The organism is Pontibacter sp. HSC-36F09 (assembly GCF_024171605.1).
In the GTDB taxonomy this organism is placed as follows: Bacteria; Bacteroidota; Bacteroidia; order Cytophagales; family Hymenobacteraceae; genus Pontibacter.
Map to the genome: position 1 here is coordinate 307,442 of NZ_JALKAA010000005.1, position 21,205 is coordinate 328,646.

The 21,205-nt window shown below is 52.1% G+C and carries 15 protein-coding genes; 8 read left to right on the forward strand and 7 right to left on the reverse strand.

What is annotated here, in order from left to right; translation table 11 throughout:
• Window positions 1-271: 271 nt before the first annotated feature.
• Window positions 272-6,106: a carboxypeptidase-like regulatory domain-containing protein gene (locus L1278_RS15860; protein WP_253405996.1), complete on the reverse strand. Its 5,835-nt coding sequence runs from the start codon at window positions 6,104-6,106 to the stop codon at window positions 272-274.
• Between the two features lie 422 nt (window positions 6,107-6,528).
• On the opposite strand from L1278_RS15860, the gene L1278_RS15865 reads away from it, so the two are divergent.
• A complete protein-coding gene (locus tag L1278_RS15865) occupies window positions 6,529-6,888 on the forward strand; it encodes an STAS domain-containing protein (protein WP_253405997.1) in 360 nt (119 codons plus the stop codon).
• A gap of 85 nt (window positions 6,889-6,973) precedes the next feature.
• Here the strand turns inward: L1278_RS15865 and L1278_RS15870 are convergent, their stop codons facing one another.
• The 4 genes from L1278_RS15870 to L1278_RS15885 all read right to left on the reverse strand — a co-directional run bounded on the left by L1278_RS15870 (window position 6,974) and on the right by L1278_RS15885 (window position 10,637).
• The gene (locus L1278_RS15870; protein WP_253405998.1) at window positions 6,974-8,131 is read right to left on the reverse strand and encodes an iron-containing alcohol dehydrogenase; all 1,158 of its coding nucleotides are present in this window, start codon (window positions 8,129-8,131) and stop codon (window positions 6,974-6,976) included.
• A 17-nt stretch (window positions 8,132-8,148) separates the two neighbouring features.
• A complete protein-coding gene (locus L1278_RS15875; RefSeq protein ID WP_253405999.1) occupies window positions 8,149-9,165 on the reverse strand; it encodes an NADP-dependent oxidoreductase in 1,017 nt (338 codons plus the stop codon).
• A 145-nt stretch (window positions 9,166-9,310) separates the two neighbouring features.
• Entirely contained in the window at window positions 9,311-9,991 is a 681-nt protein-coding gene (locus L1278_RS15880; protein ID WP_253406000.1) for a TetR/AcrR family transcriptional regulator, read from the reverse strand.
• Window positions 9,966-10,637, reverse strand: a complete 672-nt coding sequence (locus L1278_RS15885) for a carbonic anhydrase family protein (RefSeq protein ID WP_253406001.1) — start codon at window positions 10,635-10,637, stop codon at window positions 9,966-9,968. The genes L1278_RS15880 and L1278_RS15885 overlap by 26 nt, the downstream gene beginning before the upstream one ends.
• A gap of 677 nt (window positions 10,638-11,314) precedes the next feature.
• Here L1278_RS15885 and L1278_RS15890 point away from each other — a divergent pair.
• Window positions 11,315-12,565, forward strand: a complete 1,251-nt coding sequence (locus tag L1278_RS15890) for a pyridoxal-dependent decarboxylase (protein ID WP_253406002.1) — start codon at window positions 11,315-11,317, stop codon at window positions 12,563-12,565.
• A gap of 107 nt (window positions 12,566-12,672) precedes the next feature.
• Here the strand turns inward: L1278_RS15890 and L1278_RS15895 are convergent, their stop codons facing one another.
• Complete coding sequence (locus L1278_RS15895) at window positions 12,673-13,920, reverse strand: pyridoxal phosphate-dependent aminotransferase (RefSeq protein WP_253406003.1); 1,248 nt, start codon at window positions 13,918-13,920, stop codon at window positions 12,673-12,675.
• A gap of 201 nt (window positions 13,921-14,121) precedes the next feature.
• Entirely contained in the window at window positions 14,122-14,649 is a 528-nt protein-coding gene (locus tag L1278_RS15900; protein ID WP_253406004.1) for a hypothetical protein, read from the reverse strand.
• Window positions 14,650-14,886: 237 nt separating this feature from the next.
• Between L1278_RS15900 and L1278_RS15905 the strand changes: the two genes are divergently transcribed.
• The 6 genes from L1278_RS15905 (at window position 14,887) to L1278_RS15930 (ending at window position 21,081) form a co-directional block, all read left to right on the forward strand.
• On the forward strand, window positions 14,887-15,357 hold the full coding sequence (locus L1278_RS15905; RefSeq protein ID WP_253406005.1) for a LexA family transcriptional regulator: 471 nt from the start codon (window positions 14,887-14,889) through the stop codon (window positions 15,355-15,357).
• Window positions 15,350-16,618, forward strand: a complete 1,269-nt coding sequence (locus tag L1278_RS15910; RefSeq protein WP_253406006.1) for a Y-family DNA polymerase — start codon at window positions 15,350-15,352, stop codon at window positions 16,616-16,618. The genes L1278_RS15905 and L1278_RS15910 overlap by 8 nt, the downstream gene beginning before the upstream one ends.
• A gap of 696 nt (window positions 16,619-17,314) precedes the next feature.
• A complete protein-coding gene (locus L1278_RS15915) occupies window positions 17,315-18,376 on the forward strand; it encodes a PA0069 family radical SAM protein (protein WP_253406007.1) in 1,062 nt (353 codons plus the stop codon).
• A gap of 191 nt (window positions 18,377-18,567) precedes the next feature.
• Window positions 18,568-19,359 carry an FRG domain-containing protein gene (locus tag L1278_RS15920; protein WP_253406008.1) on the forward strand — a complete coding sequence of 264 codons (792 nt, stop codon included), beginning with the start codon at window positions 18,568-18,570 and terminating at the stop codon, window positions 19,357-19,359.
• A 93-nt stretch (window positions 19,360-19,452) separates the two neighbouring features.
• The gene (locus L1278_RS15925) at window positions 19,453-20,568 is read left to right on the forward strand and encodes a hypothetical protein (protein ID WP_253406009.1); all 1,116 of its coding nucleotides are present in this window, start codon (window positions 19,453-19,455) and stop codon (window positions 20,566-20,568) included.
• A gap of 60 nt (window positions 20,569-20,628) precedes the next feature.
• Window positions 20,629-21,081, forward strand: coding sequence for a hypothetical protein (locus tag L1278_RS15930; protein ID WP_253406010.1), 453 nt, complete (start codon window positions 20,629-20,631; stop codon window positions 21,079-21,081).
• Window positions 21,082-21,205 lie beyond the last annotated feature (124 nt).

Below are 21,205 nucleotides of genomic sequence, written 5' to 3' on the forward strand. Positions count from 1 at the left end.
TGTGTGTTTTTTATGTCAGGATAGAATTATATATGTGTTTATATTTAAACAGCATAGTGCAATTTAGGCGACATTCTTTTAAATCACAATAATTGTTGTAAAAATATTTAACAATATATTAACAGTACAACAAAATGGCTTTTTCGGGGCCTGAATAAAGCATTTATAAATGATAAGATCTTCATAACTAGCTACTTGTATTCCGAAAGGACCAAATCAAAACCTGCCTTATCCCGAAAAAAAACAAGCCATTGCAGCGCATTTATTTAACTTATCTGATTCTCACATCCTTCAGCCCGGTGCGGCCATAATACACCGGAAAATACATCAGTTCTGCCTTAGCAGGATTTACTGTGTACACGCCGCTGTAGCGCGGCAATAGTTTAATGGTATAGGTATGCCTGCCTTTAGGCAGACGGTCAGCGAAAATGCCGACTTTGTGCCGGAAATATTCCCGGTGAACCTCGTAAGCACCCCTGCCTGTTTTCTCGTCGTAAGAGCAGCCGGCAGGTATAGGCACTTCAATCAGCACATAGTCGGCATCGGTTTTGGCCTCTACTTCTATTACCAGTTCAATTGGCTTGCCAGCTGTTAAAACGGCTTGGTCTACTATACCTTTAAAGGAGGTTGTCACGATAAAATCTTTCTGTACCGGCTCCGGGCTGGCGTTCCAGTGAGTCTGGTAGGCAGTCAGGTATAGCGGCAACTTACCGGTTTTATGGATGACCAGCGGCTGGCCCGGCAGAAACGTGGTATCTACCGGAAATTTACTTGCTTCCAATCGCAAGGGCCCCGTCAATTGCAGGGTGTTTTGGAGTGGCTGATCGCCTTCTTTCTTATTAAGCAGGTCAGGCAGTAGCGTTTCCAGTATGCGGGCCGACTCATAAGTATTGCGCCAGTGACCGTTGCGGCGCTCGCTCAATAAATAGGCGCGGATACTGGCCAGTTCCTGCCCGTGACCACCAGCTGCTTTCAGAATGTCATAGGCCAGCAGGGTATTGGAAATGTGGTTATTAAAGAGGCTATACCTGTTCTCGCCCCAGTGCAGCCCCCCGAGCGTGGTTACTTTCTTATATTTCTGCAACGTATCGAGCGGGGCCTCCAGTTTGAGCAACTGCCGCATGCGCGTGAGGCGCAGCTGTTCTTCTAAAGATAAGCCCTCCCGCTTCGAGAGCTCTTGCACGTAGCGATTGTAGTCAACCCTGGCTTGTAGTTTGTGTAGCGTTTCGAGCATCAGCAGTTTGTCCGTGAAGCGGGCCTGTTCCAGCCGGTAGACCATAAAATCCTGCAGCTTCTGCTCGTCGTATTTCGGTGCGTAACCTTCCGCTTTGGCCAGCGACAGCGCTTCTACTACGTGACTCGTGATCCAGGTATAGGCCGGACCAGACTGCCACCAGGTCCAGGCGCCTTCCGGCAACTGTGTCTTTTCGAGATGACGTACCAACCGGCGAACCATACGTTCGTGTGTGAATTTTTCGCCTAGCTGCTCCCGTATGCGTTTCTCCAGCAGTAGCGCCTTGAGTTTGGAGGCTGCCTGCTCGCTGCACCAGTATTCATATTTATGCAGGTAGTCGATTTCCTCGAGCATCACCTCCAGCAAATTGCCTTTTGCATGCAGCTTCACAGGGCCTTTGGCCGGGTCGAAGTCCAGCGTCAAAGTCGTGTCAGCGTGCAAAGCCAGAAAGTGGCCGGTAGTTTCTTCGGTGCCTTTCGGGTATACCCGGATGTGGCGTCGCTCGCCGTCGGCCATACCTTCAGCTGACCGCAAGGCAAAGAGCACTTCCACTGAGTCAGGAGCCACAGACGGAGCCGTAAAAGTGAGGGTATCAGTATAGGCGCGCTTGAGCAAAATCTGGCTTTCACGTACCTGCTTGCCTGCCACTTCGAAGCGGGTGCTGACGTTGGCGGAATCCGGCAGGTAATTGAGCGCCTTGCCGATAACCTGCGTTTTGTCGCCCTCCACCAAAAAGCGCGGCATCGCCAGCGTGGCCATCACTGCTTTAAAGGATTTGATGCTGGTGCTGTAGATGCCCGTGCGTTTCCTGCCATCCATGCCTAGTACGTAGGTGTTCCAGCTGGTAATATCGCCCGGGAAAGTGACCGGGAAGGTTGCCTGGCCTTTGCGGTCGGTGAGCAGGCGTGGCTGCCAGAAGGCGAAGTCCGAGAAGTTCTCGCGGATGGCACCTGCCTCATCTACCGGCAACTCTGCGGTGAGCCCTCCGGGACCAGTTTTGCCACCGATGATGATCACACCACCCGCCGCAACGGAGCCATAAATCGCTATCCCAGCCGCTGCGTCCAGCTTCGTCATCGAAGCGACCAAAGCCGGATCCAGGTCGGCTAGTTCACCGCTGTAAGGCATGCCGTTCACTATAATAAGCGGCGAACTGGCGCTTTGGATGGAGGCGTTACCTCTGATGCGTATGACTCCATCATGCGCTATTTGGACTCCCGGAGCAATTCCAGCTAACTGATTAGCATAAGTCACCTCACTTTTCCGCTGCGCCCCATAGCCTACCACCACTACTTCTGAGAGTTGTTTCATATCCGGACTCAAAGAGGTGTCTACCACTCTCCTGCCCTCTGTAGGAACTTCGGAGGTTGCAAACCCGAGAAAGCGGAATACCAGCACAGCATTAGAGGGCACACCAAGCTGGTAATAGCCGTTCGCATCGGTAGCCGTTCCAATGTGTGTTCCCTTCACCAGCACGGCCACACCCGGCAGCGGCTCGCCCGACCCTGCATCCACGACTATACCTGATACAGTAGTACTGTATTCGTTCAGACCAGAGGTATAGTTGTCATTGCGCATCTGCCGGATCACCTGCTGCTGCACCTCGATACTTACACTACGCTGAGCTTCTCTGATTCTTCTGTTGATCAACTGCTGCAGCGTCTGGCTATACCTGTCGGCATGTTTCTGAGCGGCTGGTGTCAGGTATAGCTGCACCTGTCCGTTTGCCTGCACCTGCAGGTCGGTAGTAACGTAGCTGCTGTCCGGGAACAGTAGTGTTAGCTGGTATTTGCCAACCGGTATACCTGACACCAGCAGTGTGTTGCCGCTGTAGAGGCGCGCGGAGTCGGGTTGACCGGCCTTGTGCAGTAGGGCAATGGTAGGCCTTTGTGTAAAGGCGCTGTCAAGTCGCCAGCCTGCACGGCCTTTGGGGAGGTAGTCGTCGTAGCGCGGATTATTACCCAAGGCTTTCTGTAACCAGAATTCCCGGTTCAAATCCTCCCACTCCTGCTGCAGTTGTTGTTCAGTTGAGGCTTTATCATAAAGTGGCACCGCATTGCGCTCCTTCTTGTTCCAGTTGCCAAGATGAACATGCTCGGGCAGGAGCTGACGCTCACGCATTTTGAGCAGCTCCCGCTCAAAGGTATAGGTATAGCCCGGCTCCATGTCGAAGGTGGTGTTGAAGCGGTTATACCTTGTAAACTGCAAAAATCCGGGAGAGAACGGCCCCGCCAGCAGGGACTTTGTAGACGAGTAATAATGGTTGTTCCGGGCAGGGTTGTCCTGAATGCGCAACACCCGGCGGCCCTGCTTCAGGTAAGCCAGATCGCTGCCGAAGTTTTCCTCCACCTGCAGCAGGTAGCCGTGCAGGTTGTTGCGCTCCCGGGTTGAGAGCGCATGTTCTTTTTCAGCTTTTGCCGCATAGGGTATATCAGACTTTGTAATGTCGGCACTCAGCACCAGTTTGTGATAAGGTCGCAGGTATATGCTGTCCAGTTTGATCAGCTTGTCGGCCGTGCGCATCATGATGGTATGATAGCCACTATCAGCCGCAAAGGAATAGGCGGGCATCACGTCCGTCCCGGAGAAATACACCGGCACCCGATCCAGGTATACCACATGCACCGGGACCACACGGCCGGAGTCCACTACAAAAGGCGAGAATTGCGTGAGGCTGTCGCGGGAAAGGCTGTATTCTTTAAAAATGCCCTGCTTCGGGTATAGGAAATTGTAGTAGGCTATGCTGTCCAGCCCCATGCGGCGGCTCCATACCTGCCAGTCCATCAGCTGCGAGGTAGCTTTGGCCTCGTTGTTAAGCTTCAGTTTCTGGTATGATTTGCGCCCTTTATACCTGTCCCATGACGGCAGTGTGGGCACACCCTGCGCCGTGAATTTGGAGGTGATGGCATAGGCAGTGAGGTCAGCGTTGGGTACTGGCTTGCCTTTGGCATCACGCACGGTCACGGTCAGGTCGCTCTGCTGGCCCGGGTAGACAACCTGTGGCGCTTCCACTTCCAGGTTCAGGGTATACCTGCGGTGCGGAGCCACTTTTTCATCTGAACGGATCTCACCGCCCCACATGTAGCGCAACGTCACAAAATAAGGATCGTTGCTTCGGAGTGCGCGGGTATAGCGCAGTTCCCGCTCCTGCCCTTTGCCCTGCTCCACCAGCTTATCTCCCCGATACACAAAATACCAGTAAGGCAGCTTGCGCGGATTGTCGAGCACAAAGTAAAGCGAGTCCTTGCTTCGGTCGGTATAGGCCTGTAGCTGTGCATTTTCGGTATTGAGGGCAAGTGATGCCTCCTGCTCCGGAGTCTGCAGAATGTAACGTCGCACATAGGGGTTCACAGGCAAAAGGTAAGGCAACTGCACCTGCTGCTCCAGCACTTTGTTGTCTTTTGCGTCTACGGCAATCAGCTGCGCCTTTTGCGACACGGGCTTGTCCCCTTCCAGATACTTAGCCAGCAGACTATCCTGCGAGAGCGAGAGTTTCAGCTGCCCCGGGGTATAGGTATAGCTGGCCTCAGCGGACTGGAAACTGCGTTCGTTGCTGCTGTTCAGAAAATCAGCCCTCACCTGATAGCGCAAGGAGGCTTTCGGGAAAGAAGTGGCAGGTATGGAAATGCTTGTTTCGCCGGTAGCTTCCAGCGGCAGACTGTACTTCCAAAGCGTGTCGGGCACGAACACCTGCTGCTCCCGCGACCCGAACACCTGCCGGGTAAGCACCACAACTTCCACCCGGGCGTCGAGCAGATTGAGTCCGTTGGCGTCGGTGCCGCGCACGTGTACCTGGTTCTCCACACCAGCCTGGTGCTCCTCGTGCGCCAGTCGCAGGGTATACTTGTTTTCCTTTAGCTCATAGTCTTCGTAGGTGAACGAGTGGCGTACCAGCACATCCTCCCGCTTATTGGTTCTTTCCAGCAATAAGTTATAGGTGGCATCCAGCCGCAGGTTCAGGCTGTCGTGCAACACAAACCAACCTTCGTATGCTCTTTTGCGGTAAGGCTTGAGCTCCCCCAGTTTTTTTCGCTTGCTATCATAACCATACAGTATCAGCTGCGCCTCGTACGGTACCGGCTTGCCATTCCTGTTCACCACATACGCCTTATACCTGACCGTATCACCGGGTAGATATAGTGGCTTATTGGTGACCAGGTAGCCTTTGTATTTTTCAGGTTTCTCGCGACGATAGTCTTCGTCAAAAATAGCAGCCACACTGCGGATCCAGCCTTCCGGATGCCCCCATTGAATGGTTCTGTACACATCCCGAAAGGGCTGCCAAGTATAGCGGATCGGCCAGGTGTTGATCAGTCGTTGCCACCACTTTGGTTTGTAATGATACTGATGCTGCTGCTGCGCGAGTTCTTCATAAAAGGTATGGTCCTGGTGGCTTACGCTAATAATTCCCTTCTTGGGTCCTTTCTTCAGCCGGTAAGTGTTTGTTTTGCTATCGAAGGGCACGCGCTTTTTACCGGCCATTACTGTTGCATTCGTTACCAGCTGTCCCAGACTGTCGTGCACCAGCAGGGCAAGTTCCGGTTGCAGATGCAGGAGCTTCGCCTGCAGTGGGCTCTTTGTCTCGAGCCAGTAAATCAGATCGGGACCTTGGGCGTGCATGTAGAGGTAGTGACCGTGAGGCAGCGGCTTTGTGTAGGACTTCCCGATCGCAAATGAATCGATGACGGTGTGGAAGAAGTTGTTTTTCACCACATCCGGCCCCTTTTCATAAATACTGAGGGCCTGCTCGTCGGTAATTTTATAGATATAGGTATAAGGACTGCGCAGCTGAGAGTTAGCCAGACGCCCCTGCGCGAAGGCAGGCACGGAACACAAGAAAATACAGGCAAGCAGCAGTAGTTGTTTTAGCATAGCGGTGGGGTCAATTCCCTATCAATATACTAAAAATAGTATATTCTTATGCCTGATTGCCAAAAGCCCTTTCAGCATTAGTTACGCATGTTCAGGTACATTTCTTAGCAACCTGCAACAACACACCACACTATTTTTTCATTTTAACAATAATCCACCAGAACAAAGGCGCACAGGATGAATCCTATTACAGCTACATTCCTTTATAAGTAATCGTAAGCTTTAGTCCAATAAAAAAATAGCTCTCTGACTGTTTAGCTAATTTAATTGAAAACAAAATAACTATATACCAATTACCTCGTACTTTAAAAATACAATAATCACCCAGTAGCTTGTTTTAAATTTTATGGAATTTAATAAAGGACTTTCCCGCTATTAAAGCACCCTCCTTTATTTTTTAAATCTTTTTAAGGGACGTCGCCATGGAAATAACCAACCACACCTCGCACCATAATCGTCATATCTTCTTTGTAAAGGGCCTTGTGAAAGAACAGGCGCTTGATCAAATCCGCCAGAAAATTGCTGAAGCGCCAACGGATCATAAGAAAGAACTCTGGATCGACTGCTCGCACGTAGGCCGCCTGCACCTGACCAATAGCAGCATCTGCTCTTTTGTAAGCGAACTGCTCAAGATCCGGAAACACGATGTAAAGGTGGTGCTCTGCGACATGAATGCTACCACCGAGCGCCTGTTCCGCCTCCTCCGCCTCGACTCGCTTTTTGAAAAGGCTAAGTCTTTTGAGGAAGCGGAACAAGCAAAAAGCCCGCAAATCGCTGCCTAAGCCTGTTTGCATTGCTATAAAACCAAAAGAGCGCCTCTGCAAAAACAGAGGCGCTCTTTCTTTTCAGACTGTATACCTATACCTGCTACAGGCTCATGGTGAGAATCTGCTCTACATCTGGCACCTGAATATCGGCCCGCTCTCCCAGATTCTTCACGCCGCGCTCTTCAAAACGTTTCACAATTTGCTGGATTGTGCTTTTGTCTACCTCGTAGTCCTTGAGTCTGGTACGGATACCCAGCGACTCAAAGAAATCGACGGTGGCCTGCACTGTGGCTTCGATGCGCTCGTCCTCACTACCCTGCCTGATGCCCCATACCCGCTCACCATACTGCAGCAACTTTTCTCTTTTCGTATCGCGCTTGTAGCGCAGCAACGACGGTAACACAATGGCCAGGGTGCGCGCATGGTCGATGCCGTGCAGGGCAGTCAGTTCGTGACCGATCATGTGCGTGGCCCAATCAGTCGGGACACCTACCCGGATCACTCCGTTTAGCGCCATAGTCGCGCACCACATGATGTTGGCAGCCGTGTCGTAATCAGTTGGGTTTTGCAGCGCTTTCGGCCCCTCCTCCTTCAGCGTGATCAAAATGGATTCCGCCAGACGGTCCTGCAGCGGCGCATTAACCGGATAGGTCAGGTACTGCTCCAGCACATGTGTGAAGGCATCTACCACACCATTACTGAGTTGGCGCAGAGGCAGCGAGAAAGTAGTCTCCGGATCAAGGATGGAAAACTTAGGAAACGTAAGCGGCGAGCCGAACGAAAGTTTCTGTCTGGTTTCTTCCCGCGTGATCACAGAACCGGAGTTCATCTCAGAACCTGTGGCCGGCAAGGTCAGCACGGCTCCAAAAGGAATGGCTTTGGTCACGGGCACTTTCTCGGAACATATTTTCCAGGGATCGCCACCTTCGAAAGGTATAGCCGCTGCGATGAATTTAACCCCGTCGATGACAGAGCCGCCGCCTACGGCCAAGATGTAATCCACTTGCTCCTGTTTTGCCAGGTCTACTGCCCTCATCAGAGTTTCGTAGCGCGGGTTGGCCTCTATGCCGCCAAACTCTACCACCTCATACCCTTTTAAAGCGGCCATAACCTGTTCGTATACGCCGTTTTTCTTAATACTCCCGCCGCCATAAGCCATCAGCACGCTTGCATTAGCCGGTACTTCAGTAGCCAGGGCTGCGATCTGCCCCTTTCCGAACAGGATCTTAACGGGGTTATAAAAAGTGAAATTGTTCATAAATTAAATTCTGCTAATTAATTGGTGTTATAATCTGCCTCTTTCACAAGTAGCTTGCCCGTGTTTTCGCCTCTGAACAACCCAAAGAAGGCCTGTGGCAGTTGATCAAAGCCTTCTACAATGTGCTCTTCGTACTGCAGTTTACCAGCCTTTACCCAGCTTACCATTTCAGTTGCTGCTTCCGGAAAGCGGGCGGCATAGTCGCTTACGATAAAGCCTTTCATCAGGGCGCTCTTTTTGAGCAGGACAGGCTCCACCCGTGGGCCAGTCGGTACTGAGGTGGCATTGTACAGCGCGATCTGTCCGCAAACCGCAATGCGGGCGAATTTGTTTAACAGGCTATACACAGCGTCCGAAATCTCCCCACCCACATTGTCGAAGTAAACGTCCACCCCATCAGGACAGGCTGTTGCCAGCGCCTCGCGCATGTTGGAAGTGGTTTTGTAGTTGATGGCCTCGTCAAAGCCAAGCTCGTTTTTGAGATACGCTGTCTTATCGTCAGAGCCGGCTATACCTACCACGCGGCAGCCTTTCAGTTTGGCGATCTGCCCGACCACGGTACCCACCGCCCCCGCCGCGCCGGACACCACAACCGTCTCTCCTTCCTTCGGCTCTCCGATGAATAGCAGACCGCAGTAGGCCGTCATACCCGGCATGCCCAGTATACCCAGGTGGTAACTCAGCGGAGCCAGGTCCGGATCCAGCGAATTGAGGCCCTTGCCGTCGGAGATGCTGTAAGTTTGCCAGGGGAGGTTGCCCAGCACAACGGCACCTGACTTATACCTCTCGTTGCGGCTTTCCACTACTTCCGCCACCACACCCCCGGCTATGGGCTCGTTCAGGTTATAGGGCGCCACATAAGATTTGGCATCACTCATGCGGCCGCGCATGTAGGGGTCCACCGATATGTAGAGCGACTTCAGTAGCAGCTGTCCCTCTTGCAAGCCGGGAAGTTCTTCTTCTCTAAACTCAAAGTTCTCCTCCGTAGGCATGCCCTGCGGACGGCTTTTCAATAAAATGCTTCTGGTTTTCATAGGCTATGTTTGTTATACCTATTAGTGTATGCAAAATTGGCCCTGTGGGTTATAATTATACTTGCATCAGGCGGCCTTAAACGAAAAAAGGATGCTACCGGCCCTGTTGCCGATAGCATCCTTCACTATGATGTACTACTGTTGCTTATTTCTCGATCGTTTTAAATATCATGTGTGTCAGAAAATCTTCCAGCTCGCCATTGCCGTCTTCGTGTATGTTCGTCAGCGAGGGCAGATGCAGCGCAAAGAACTTCTGGTAATGCGCACTCTCCGCTATTGTGGAGACCAGGGAGGCCGGGTACATATAATCCGGGTTGATTTCGTGCACGATGCCGGCTATACGCTTGCAAAGGCGCTTGTAGCTCAAAAAGAAACCCTCCTTGTTGTTGGCATCCACCGTCTTGGTAAGGTAAGCTTTGGCCGACTCCGCCACCACAATGCGCTGCAGCGTTACCTCGTCAATGTGCTCAAAATCCATATCGTTTTCGATTCTACCTGACAAGATGCTAATCGCAATGCGCAGGCGCTCCTCCGGCGACTCAATGTTGTTAATAGCGAACACCAGCCTGTACTCCAGCCAGTTCCAGTACCACGAGATCAGGTACGAGAGCAACATGTGTTTACTGTCGAAGTACCTGTAGATGGTTGCCTCCGTACTATTGATGCGCTCCGCCAGTTTTTTAAAGGTGAAGGCCTCCAGCCCCAGTTCATCAATCAGGAGAATGCCGTGCTTGACGATGTCACGCCCTTTTTCGGATCCCTCCGGGTCTTTGAGGTATACCTTCTCCTCTACTTTGATCTTAATATTTGCCAGCAAGTTCTTCATGAAGTGTCTCCGTCAGGTTTTCAGCGTCATTGTAAAAGTTCACCACGCCGGTTTCCACGTTATACATTCCGCCTACGATGCCAATCTCGCCTTTTTCTATCATTTCGCGAAGGATCGGGCTATTTTTCTTTATCTCACCGATGGCCCACACCACGTTGGTTTCGGCCACTTTCTCTACAAATTCGTTGTTTTTGGAGCTCCGCTCACCGGCATACTCCACAGCGTTTACGGCTGGCGCTATCTTGTGCAGCAGTGTGCTCAGGTTGCCCATCTCTATGTGGTCGCAGGCTCCTTTTATGGCGCCGCACCTGCTGTGTCCCAACACCACGATCAGCTTGGAACCGGCCACTTTGCAGGCAAACTCCATGCTCCCCAGTATGTCCTCGTTCACCACATTGCCGGCAACGCGGGTACTAAAGATATCACCTAAGCCCTGGTCAAAGATCAACTCAGCTGAGGTGCGTGAGTCGATGCAGCTCAACACGATGGCAAACGGAAACTGATCTTCTGACGTTTCGTTGACCTGCTGCAGCAGGTTGCGGTTCACTTTCAGGTTGCTCACAAAGCGCTTGTTGCCTTCCAACAGAATCTCTTTTGCGCGCTGTGGGGTTAGCTCTGCCTGTGTTTCTCTGTTTTGCGTTCTCATGGGTTTTACTATTTTTTGAATCATTGGGTAATCTTTCGAGCAACCTGCCCGGCAAAGTTCGGATGTTTTTAGAACTTCCTCTCTTCGTATTTCAATTTTTCACTCCCAGTCGTGTCCTTTATTTTCAGGTGGCTGTCTTTGCTGCGGTCATTTCTCTATAGTTCTCAATCCGTTGGGGGCATATCCGGGCCTAAGCAGCTGGGCACAACCCGGCAATTTCCAACTGGAGGTGCTCAGGCTATACCTGCTCGCAGGTATAGCCTGAGCACGGACCCATTACTGCCGATGCCGATTATGCCCCCTGCGAAAGCGGCAATAGTGCCGGGAGACAGAGGTAGACCGGACATTACGCCACATAGTAATTAACGGTAATTATAGCAAATTCTGTTTAAGGTATAGGCTCATAACCTTAATACGATAGTTTTACTATAATACTACAAAGTAAAGCCACACACATTTCTGTTGCCAGTTTTTTTCGTGATTTTTATTACCGGCTGTATGATTTATATCATTGTTTTCAGGAGCAGACACTCGTAAATCGCAATCTGGAAGGGAGGAGCCGGTACTGCCCCGCAGGAAGCATGTCTGTTGAGAGTTGTATATTTGCCTGCCTCTGCCATTGGGCAGCAGTGTACCGGCAAAGCCCTTTTATTTATCATTAAACCCCGCTTACGAGTATGCAACAGTGGAACAAACTCAGCAAGGACACCATTCAGACGATTGTCTTCAACGCCCTGGCCGAGAACGTGAATTTCTATGACGAGAACATACTGGGTATACCTGGCTCGCATCTCGACAATAAAGTATTTTACCAGGATGCCCCTTTCCTGAAAGACGCCCCCTTCCTGACAGCGCTCATCCATAACCCCAACCACATTGGCTGCCATACCCTGGGCGCTTCCGAATCTTTTTTCAGGGGCACGCACCAGATCGAGCGCGAACTGATAGGTCTGTGCGCTGAGCAGATCCTGAAAGCCGAGCCCGGCAGCTGCGACGGCTATGTAGCAGCCGGCGGCACCGAGGCCAACCTGCAGGCCATCTGGATTTACCGCAACTACTTCCGCAACCGCGACGGTGCGCGCAACGAGAGCATCTGCATTCTGTGCTCCCGCGACAGCCACTACTCCATGAGCAAGGCTGCCAACGTCTTCGACCTCGACATCGCCACAGTGCAGGTGGACAGCGACACACGCGCCATTGACGAAGGGCACCTACAGGAAGTGATCGCCACTCAGAAAGCGAAAGGCAAAAGCCACTTTATTGTGATCGCTAACATGATGACAACTATGTTTGGATCAGTAGATAACGCTGAGTTATATGCAGCAGCACTTGAAGCCGACAACTGTCAATTCATGATCCATGTGGATGCGGCTTTCGGCGGCTTCATCTACCCTTTCACTAACCCCAATAACACGCTTAACTTCCAGAACAAGCACATCACTTCCGTGACGCTGGATGCGCACAAGATGGTGCAGGCGCCCTACGGCACGGGTATTTTTCTTATCCGGAAAGGCTTTATGCAACACGCAAATACCAAGGAAGCCAGCTACGTGGAGGGAGAAGATTTTACGCTGATCGGTAGTCGCTCCGGCGCCAACGCCATTGCCGTCTGGATGATCCTGATGACCTACGGACGCTACGGCTGGGAGGAGAAGACCACCACCCTGCTCAACCGCGCCGCCTGGCTGGCCGCTGAGCTCGACAAGTCAGGTATAGCCTACTACCGCGACCCATACTCCAACATCATCACGATCCGCAGCGAGTACCTTAACAGGGGCATCGCCAGCAAATATGGCCTTGTGCCGGATAATCACCATCACGCCAATTGGTATAAGGTGGTGGTGATGGACCACGTGACTATTGATCGCCTGATCCCATTACTCGCGGATTTGAAAGCCTACCAGCAGGAAGCCTGCTTAGCAGAATAAGCTATACCTGACAAGTTACCTCCGCGCTATACCTGACAGGTAACCCCATAAATCAGAAAAGGCTCCTGTAGCGGGAGCCTTTTCTGATTTCTATCAATCGGCTATACCTAGAGCGACTCCGTTAGCTGCTGCGGAGCGGCTATACTTGTCCCTTTATAGTGCTGCAGAAACAGCGCCAGTTTGTCCATGGTCTGGCTCAGTTCCTGTGGCTCTGGCAGGTATACGATGCGGAAATGGTCGGGCTGCTGCCAGTTAAAGCCGCTCCCCTGCACCAGCAGCACGTATTGATCCTGCAGAAAATCCAGCACAAAAGCCTGATCGTCGGCAATGGCGTACTTCTTCACATCAATTTTCGGAAACAGATAGAAAGCGCCTTTTGGCTTCACGCAGGTAATACCAGGTATAGCCGTCAGTTTCTCGTAGCAGATATCCCGCTGCTGCCTTAGTCTGCCCGTTGGTAATACCAGGTCCTGCATCTCCTGATACCCCTCCAGCGCCGTCCTTATGCCGTACTGCGCCGGCACGTTGCTGCACACCCGCAGGCTGGCCATGGTGTTCAGCCCATCGATGTAGTTCCTGGCTTTGGCTTTGTTGCCGCTCACCAACATCCAGCCCGCCCTGAAACCGGCCACCAGGTAGTTCTTGGAAAGCCCGCTGAAAGTGACGGTCAGCACCTCGTCTGAAAAAGTGGCCGTAGAGCAGTATTCCACTTCATCGTACAGTATCTTGTCGTAGATCTCGTCTGAGAAAACCACCAGGTTGTGTGCAGCGGCCAGTTCTACCAGCTCCTGCAGCAGTTCCGGGGCGTATACCGCGCCAGTCGGGTTGTTAGGATTGATGATGACAATGGCCTTGGTACGGCTCGTGATTTTATTTTTGATGTCGGCCAGGTCGGGATTCCAGTCGGAGGCTTCGTCGCAAAGGTAGTGCACAGCTTTGCCGCCCGAAAAGCGCACGGCCGCTGTCCAGAGCGGGTAGTCCGGCGAAGGCACCAGCACCTCGTCGCCGTTGTTGAGCAGCGCTTGCACCGCCTGCAGGATCAGCTCGCTCACCCCGTTGCCGAGTGAAATATCATCTGTATGGATGCCGGCTATACCCTTGGCCGTGTAGTAGTCCCGGATCGCTTCGCGGGCAGGCAGAATGCCTTTGTGGTCGGAATAGCCTTGGGCATAGCGCAGGTTATCCATAATGCTTCGGGTGACCGCCTCGGGTGCGTCAAAGCCAAAGGGAGCCGGATTGCCGATGTTGAGCTTCGTGATACGGTGCCCCTCCAACTCCAGTTCTTTTGCCTTCTCGTATATGGGCCCGCACAGTTCGTAATGAACCGCATCGAGCCGCGTGCTGCGTTGTATCATAATCGCTTAAATTTTCTCAAATTTAAGAGTTCGTCCGGTATTCCAAGCCAGGAGTCTCCTTAAAAAATATGGGTGTATCTACCAGTTGAATAATTGCGGGTGGGCAGGATATTACCCTCTTCCCAGAGGCCTGAAAACAAGTACGGCTCCTGTGCATAAGTCAGGGGTCGTACTTGGAGCCATACTTCACTAAAATCACTTTTACCCACTGGTTTTCAGATCATTGATACAGTTCTGGTCCAGTACCGGGGTATAGCCACCCAGCAGATTCTGCACCACGCTACCGGTCTCCACAGTATAGTGCATCAGGCATTTGCTATTATCGCAATGCCACCCGTGCGGCGCGTCCTGGTGGTTCTGCTGTATGGGTGTGCCGGCATTTACCAGGCCCAGGATATGCCCCAACTCATGCTGCATCACAACACTCTCAAGCTTTGTTCTGTCTGGCTGGCCGATACCCCCTGACATACCGCAGATCGTATGCTCAAACAAGGCCATGGACGTATTGCGGTAAGCCACCCCCAGCACCTTGCTGTTGTTGGTATCCTCTGCATACCTGCTGTCGGCAAAGAAGAAATAGACCGCGATCGTATCAGGCGGGGTGTACTCGGTGCGGCACTTTTCCTCAATGCCCGCTAGGTATTGTGCCGTGTAGGCACTTTTGCCGGGCGCCGGGATGGCAGCCTGCTTCAGAATGATACCGCCGGGTTTGTCCAGGTATTTCTCCATCCAGTTGCTCTTAACAGAGCGCAACACTTCACCTGAATCATACAACACAGGATATCCTAATCGACTGACATCACGCTATCCCACTGCCTAATCATCACCTGACCTCCAGCCTGTTACTGATAACTGCCTTGAGCATTTAACCTCCGGGCACAACCAAATGCTAAAAAAATTAGTACAAATGACAACTATATTAGCAAATACTATATATATTTGAGCGATATTTTACGAAACAGCACTATGAAAAAAGCCTATACCTTGAACACCCTGCCCGACCACCTGGAGATTGTGCCGCTGGACTTACCCGATCTGCTGGAACTCCCGATCAGCCAGAGTTACGTAGCGGCAGGTTTCCCATCGCCGGCAGAGGATTATTTAGAAGACAAGATTAACCTGCAGCAGGTCCTGATCCGGAACCCGACCGCCACTTACCTGCTGCGGGTGCGGGGTGAGTCGATGCGCGATGCCCGCCTGCACGACGGCGACATAATCGTAGTAGACCGCTCCCTCAAGCCCGGCCACGGGCACATCATCATTGGTGTGGTAGATGGCGAGTTCACAGTAAAACGGCTGCTGCAAAAAGGCCCCCGGCTATACCTGCAGCCGGCCAACGAACTCTACCCGCCCGTGGAGATCACGGAAGAGATGGATTTTAAACCCTGGGGCGTCGTGGTATGGTCGCTTCATAAAGTAAACGGCGGCCATGACTAGCCTTTTCGCCCTCGTGGACTGCAACAACTTCTACGCCTCCTGCGAGCGGGTCTTCGATCCAAAGCTGGAAGGAAAGCCCATTGTGGTGCTCTCCAACAACGATGGCTGCATCATCGCACGGTCCAACGAGGCCAAGGCACTAGGTATACAAATGGGTGAACCAGCCTTTAAAGTAAAAGATATAGTAGAGCAGCATAACGTGCACGTCTTCAGCAGCAACTATACCTTGTATGGCGATATGTCGGCACGGGTGATGCAGACGCTGGCGCAGTTCACACCCAACCTGGAGGTATACTCTATCGACGAGGCTTTTCTGGATTTAGGTAACTTCTATGGCCGCGACCTGAACCAGTACGCCGGAGAGCTTCGGAACACCGTCAGGATCTGGACAGGTATACCTGTGTCGGTGGGTGTGGCCCCGACCAAGACACTGGCTAAACTGGCGAACCGGCTTTCTAAAAAATCGAAGAAAGCGGATGGCGTACTGGTACTAACTGACGAGCGACACATACAGGAGGCACTGCGGCGCACCGAGGTAGGTGATGTGTGGGGCATTGGTCGGCGCTATGCCCGCAAGCTGGCCGGCTTTGGCATCCATACCGCCCTGGATCTGCGCAACGCTTCCGATGCCTTCGTGAAACAGCACCTGACTGTGGTGGGCCTGCGTACCGTGCGGGAGCTGCGCGGGGAGCCTTGCCAGGATCTGGAAATGATAGCGCCCAATAAGCAGCATATCTGTACTTCCCGCTCTTTTGGGTATGCCGTCACGTCACTGTCGCAGTTGCAGGAGGCTACCGCCAATTATGCTTCGCGTTGCGCGGCCAAGCTGCGGCGCCAGAAAAGCTGTGCGGGCGCCATTACAGTGTTTCTGGAGACAAACCGTTTCCGGGAAACGGACGCACAATACTTCAACAGCAAGACCATCGCGCTTCCCACGGCCACCAACAGCACCCTGGAACTGCTGCACTATGCCAGCCTGGCCATGCAGGCGCTCTACCGCGAAGGCTACCGCTACAAAAAGAGCGGCGTGATCGTGTCGGAGTTGCGACCCCAGAACCAGGTACAGACCAGCCTCCTCGACACCGTAGACCGCGACAAGCACCAGCGCCTGATGCAGATTATGGACAAACTCAACAGCGCATGGGGCCGCGATACGGTCACTAGTGCCGCCCAGGGCACTACCCGCCCCTGGCAGCTCAAGTGCGAGAAAAAGTCGCCCTGCTATACTACGCAGTTGGAGGAATTGCTATGTATTGGGTAGGCACCTCCTCGCTGTCTCCTTTTAGAGGAGGGGAATTGGGGAACGATTGTCATCCCCCCGCCCCCTTCGAAGGGGACTCTGCTATATCTTATTCTTTCTGTCATCCTGAAAGGATCCTGGTTGAAGGGAGGGCAGGCAGTTGCTGTAACACACCTCTGCCCCTCACTTCAAAGAGGGCCCCTACCCCCAGAGGGGAGTTTCAGCAGTTGTCATTTCACAGGTACAAGCGCTGTAGTTTCAGTTTCTATACCGGGTCCAACCACCCCTAACCCCTCCTTGTCTAAGGCGGGGAATCTGAAGCTACTACTTTACAGATATAGGCGTTGTAGTTACTGTCACATATCCCTGGCAGGTATAGCAAGAGTAACTTGCCCCGGAAGCGATGGAACAAATCACACCGGCCAGATGCAAAAACGACGATTTTGTGTTTGAGCGGTCAGCGAGTTTGGAGCGTCTTGATTTTTTTGCCTACTGGGGGTAGGGGCCCTCCTCCTTTTCATCAAGGAAAAAAGTAGGGCCCGCCCGGCCAGGGCAAGCTATGAAATAAGACAGGCCGCTATACCTGCAACGGCAGCAGCAATACCACTTGCCCGCCGCACAGGCGAAGCTATGAAACAACACAGATTACCAAAGCGCCAGGCAGCTAACCTAGATTTTCACCAGCGTTCGACATAACAGGAAAAGTATTTTAAGACTATGAAAGCAGAAGAATTTTTGAAAGGCCGCGGCGCACAGTACAACCCCGCCAACCCCTACCTGAAGCAGGAGTATGTGGCTGAGCACATCGAGGGGCTGGATGAAGCGATGCTCTCCAACACCAAAACCGAGTTTTTTGCCGAGCACCCCAGGAAAATTGTAAACAAGATCGATAGCCCGGATCTGGGTTTATCCTACTCCATGAACCCGTATCAGGGCTGTGAGCACGGCTGCGTGTACTGCTATGCCCGCAACACGCACCAATATTGGGGCTACGGCGCCGGCCTGGATTTTGAGCGCAAGATCATTATTAAAGAAAACGCCCCTGAGGTGCTGGCCCGGCAACTGGAAAGCAAGAACTGGCAGGTAATGCCCATCATGCTGGCCGGCAATACCGACTGTTACCAGCCCATTGAGGCAAAGAAACAACTCACCCGCCGCATGCTGGAGGTGTTGTTGGAGTACCGCCACCCGGTCAGCATCATTACCAAGAACGCTCTTATTTTGCGCGACCTAGACCTCTTGCAACAGCTCAACAAACTGGATCTGGTGCACGTGAACATCAGCATCACCACCCTCGATGAGAAACTACGCCAGAAGCTGGAACCCCGCACCGCCACGGGAGCCAGACGCCTGCAGGTGGTGAAGCAGCTGACAGAGGTAGGTATACCTGTCAATGTGATGGTGGCCCCCATTATACCTGGCCTCAACGACTCCGAAATTCCGGCCATCATCAAAAGTGCTGCTGAGGCGGGCGCCAGTAGCGCGGCCTATACCATTGTGCGACTCAACGGCAGCATCGGTCCCATCTTCGAAGACTGGATCAGAGAAGCTTTTCCCGACCGCGCCGACAAAGTGCTGAGCCAGATTGCTGACTGCCATGGAGGTCGGCTCAACGACAGTCGGTTTGGCACACGCATGCGCGGCGAGGGCAAATTTGCAGAGGCCATCAACAAACTTTTCCGGATGAGCCACAACCGCTATATGGCCGGCCGCAGCATGAAACCCTACAACTATAAGCACTTCTGTACCAGGGCAGGTATACAGATGAACCTCTTTTAAAAGTTGAAGATAACATGATCTGTATCTTACCAAATGGACAGATAAGCAAATTACCACAAAAGTATAGCCCGATGTACTTGTAATTACAATGTGCCCTCGCTATTATTGAGGGGTATAACATTTAAACCGTACGTCAGGTATACATTTACGACACCCCGCCGCCTGCTATTTCACGACAGCAAAACGATTGCATGGAACACGGAAACGATATTACAGTAAACAGTTGGGCTGAGGTACAGTCGGCTTTGTTTGACCATAGCTGGAACGAGAACATCAAGCGGTTTCGCTCCTCTCACGTTTACCGCGGCAGTTGGAGCAAGGAGTATGACCTGAGCACCAGCCTAACCCGACTCGGGAGCCGCTATTACGAACTGGAACCCCATATTCTGCGCAACTTCCGGAAGTACGCACACAGCAATGCCGCGCCCGGCGACTCGGTATGGAACTGGCTGGCCGTGGCGCAGCACCATGGCCTCCCGACCCGTCTGCTGGACTGGACCTACTCCCCTTATGTAGCACTGCACTTTGCCACTCAAAACCTGGCCAGCTACAACGAAGACGGGGCAATCTGGTGCGTGGATTACGTAAAAGCGAATGACTTCCTGCCGTTAAAACTTCAGACCGCTATCAAGGAAGAAGGCTCCAACGTGTTTACACCCGAGATTCTGCAGCCGGTCTGCTCATCCCTTAAAGAGCTCTCCTTGCTGCAGAACGAGGAATTTGTGGTGTTTCTGGAGCCGCCATCGCTGGATGAGCGCATTGTGCACCAGTATGCCCTTTTTTCGCTTATGTCGAATGCGCAGGCCAATATGAGCCAATGGTTGGAGCAGCATCCGGAACTGTTTTTCAAAGTCATTATACCGGCCGGACTGAAGTGGGAGATCCGGGATAAGCTGGACCAGGCCAACATCACCGAGCGGGTGCTCTTCCCAGGATTACAGGGACTAAGCCAATGGCTGAAGCGCCACTATACGCACGAATAAGTTTTTTACTAAAAAAGGAGGCTCAGGCGCTGTATCCTCACGAAATATCCATACTTTCATAGACTGTATTACACCGAATACCCATACCTGGCCATGAACTCCTTTTTACCCCGCACACATGAAGCGATCAAAAGCTTCATGCTGAAGAACTTATCACCCTACTACCTCAAAAAAAGCCTGAAACCCGCTACTGCCGTACTGGCGGCTGTACTGCTGCTGGGCTCCGCTTCCTGCACCCAGGACAAAGAAGCTCACTCCGCTACACTGCCAGCCACGACAGAGAACTACGAATTGCCAGGGCAGTCAACTGACAGCACCAGCACCGCCTCTGCCGACACAGTAGCAACACAGGCACCAACAGCTGAACCGACGCTAACTCCTGCCACTGAAGCACCCACCGTATACCCGGGGCCTGAGCCGCTACCTGGCGCCATCCTGCCACACAAGCGCATACTGGCCTATTACGGCAACCCGCTGTCCAAGCGCATGGGTATACTGGGCGAGTATCCGGTGGAGGAAATGCTAAACCGTCTGGATGAGGAAGTAGCCAACTGGGCCAAAGCCGACTCGCTGACGCCTGTACAACCCGCCCTGCATGCCATTGTGGTAACCGCGCAGGGCCACCCGGGCCGTGGCGACAAATACCGCCTGCGCATGACCGACAAAATGATTGAGGATGTGCTGGAGATGGCCAGGCAGCGCGATGCCATTGTGTTTCTGGATGTGCAGGTAGGCCGCAGCACCCTGCCTGAGGAACTTCCTCGCCTGACACAGTTTCTGAAGCTTCCGAACGTGCACTTGGGTATAGACGCCGAATTTGCGATGAAAGAGGGCGAAGTACCCGGCAAGAAGATCGGTAGCTTTGACGCAGAGGATATCAACTACGCCACCGGCCTGCTGGCTGACATTGCCAAGGAGCATAACCTGCCACCTAAATTGCTGATCGTGCATCGCTTTACACAGCGCATGATTCAGAACTCCCAAGACATTAAATTAAGACCCGAAGTACAGGTAGTGATGCACATGGATGGCTGGGGACCGCCGGCGCTTAAAAGAGACACTTACCGCCGCTTTATCGTCAAAGAGCCAGTGCAGTTTACAGGTTTCAAAGTATTTTACAAGAACGACACGCGCAACAACTCCCGCCTGATGACACCCGAGGAGATACTCAAGCTAGACCCGAAGCCACTTTATATTCAGTATCAGTAAGGTATAGCTGAGAAGAGAAGAGATGGTAATAAAAGTATAGAAATGGTTTACCAAATTGACTTGCAAGATTTAGAAAGCTTAAACCACTTAATCTTTGACGCTAGTGTTGAGTTCGAAGACCTTGAAAAGTTAAGTATAGATAGCCCGATTGAGCTTAAACTAGAAAGACGATGCTTTGAGAATGTAAAAAGGAAGAAATTCTTATTTTGGTCAAGCACCACCTTTGGTGGCAAAATATCTTTACTCAAATTACATGGTGTAAAAGACATTCAACTAGAGGGAATAGACGATACATTTAAGGACAATCACTTTATTAATGAGATTGTCTTTAACTTCCCTGATAATGCTTTGGAACTTGCAACAGTCTTCGGTTTAAAGGTCAAATTTATTCTTGGTAGCGGCTTTCGAGGAGAATTAATAGACATTGGGAATAATGATTTTGGGGCTGGTAGTTTATTTGGCTCTAAAGGCTTTACCAAAAAAGAGTGGGTGAATCGTAACAAAAAAAACTAGCCAAGCTTTTGAGTATTAGCCGACAGGTATAGCCGACAGGTATAGCCGACAGGTATAGCCGACAGGTATAGCCGACAGGTATAGCCGACAGGTATAGCCGACAGGTATAGCCGACAGGTATAGC

Excerpts from the sequence above, each read along its gene's own strand:
- L1278_RS15860 (WP_253405996.1), bottom strand. The coding sequence starts at position 6,106 with ATGCTAAAACAACTACTGCTGCTTGCCTGTATTTTCTTGTGTTCCGTG.
- L1278_RS15865 (WP_253405997.1), top strand. The coding sequence starts at position 6,529 with ATGGAAATAACCAACCACACCTCGCACCATAATCGTCATATCTTCTTT.
- L1278_RS15870 (WP_253405998.1), bottom strand. The coding sequence starts at position 8,131 with ATGAACAATTTCACTTTTTATAACCCCGTTAAGATCCTGTTCGGAAAG.
- L1278_RS15875 (WP_253405999.1), bottom strand. The coding sequence starts at position 9,165 with ATGAAAACCAGAAGCATTTTATTGAAAAGCCGTCCGCAGGGCATGCCT.
- L1278_RS15880 (WP_253406000.1), bottom strand. The coding sequence starts at position 9,991 with ATGAAGAACTTGCTGGCAAATATTAAGATCAAAGTAGAGGAGAAGGTA.
- L1278_RS15885 (WP_253406001.1), bottom strand. The coding sequence starts at position 10,637 with ATGAGAACGCAAAACAGAGAAACACAGGCAGAGCTAACCCCACAGCGC.
- L1278_RS15890 (WP_253406002.1), top strand. The coding sequence starts at position 11,315 with ATGCAACAGTGGAACAAACTCAGCAAGGACACCATTCAGACGATTGTC.
- L1278_RS15895 (WP_253406003.1), bottom strand. The coding sequence starts at position 13,920 with ATGATACAACGCAGCACGCGGCTCGATGCGGTTCATTACGAACTGTGC.
- L1278_RS15900 (WP_253406004.1), bottom strand. The coding sequence starts at position 14,649 with ATGGAGAAATACCTGGACAAACCCGGCGGTATCATTCTGAAGCAGGCT.
- L1278_RS15905 (WP_253406005.1), top strand. The coding sequence starts at position 14,887 with ATGAAAAAAGCCTATACCTTGAACACCCTGCCCGACCACCTGGAGATT.
- L1278_RS15910 (WP_253406006.1), top strand. The coding sequence starts at position 15,350 with ATGACTAGCCTTTTCGCCCTCGTGGACTGCAACAACTTCTACGCCTCC.
- L1278_RS15915 (WP_253406007.1), top strand. The coding sequence starts at position 17,315 with ATGAAAGCAGAAGAATTTTTGAAAGGCCGCGGCGCACAGTACAACCCC.
- L1278_RS15920 (WP_253406008.1), top strand. The coding sequence starts at position 18,568 with ATGGAACACGGAAACGATATTACAGTAAACAGTTGGGCTGAGGTACAG.
- L1278_RS15925 (WP_253406009.1), top strand. The coding sequence starts at position 19,453 with ATGAACTCCTTTTTACCCCGCACACATGAAGCGATCAAAAGCTTCATG.